At 56.3% G+C, this 245-nt stretch carries 1 protein-coding gene; it reads right to left on the bottom strand.

What is annotated here, in order from left to right:
• Nucleotides 1–38: 38 nt before the first annotated feature.
• Nucleotides 39–245 (bottom strand): ABC transporter permease subunit (locus R0J92_RS25635; protein ID WP_411053762.1); only part of this gene is annotated, 207 nt, incomplete at its 5' end.

Below are 245 nucleotides of genomic sequence, written 5' to 3'. Positions count from 1 at the left end.
CGTCAATAGCCACTCTCGGAGTGTCATGGTCTGGGTGCTCATTGCGACCTCGGGTCAAAGACTTTGGAGAGAAGATCGGAGAAGGCAGTGAGCGCAATAAACACCAATCCAACAACCACTGTGCCCCCACGGACCGCGTTCATATCCGCAGACAGTAGCGCCGTGGTGATGTAGTCGCCGATCCCCGGCCACGAGAAGATGAACTCGGTCAGCACCGAGCCTTCCAAGAGGTTCGCATAAGACAG

It is taken from the genome of Tritonibacter sp. SIMBA_163 (assembly GCF_046535935.1).
Classification (GTDB): domain Bacteria; phylum Pseudomonadota; class Alphaproteobacteria; order Rhodobacterales; family Rhodobacteraceae; genus Epibacterium; species Epibacterium scottomollicae.
This window is presented reverse-complemented; position numbering and strand designations above follow the sequence as displayed.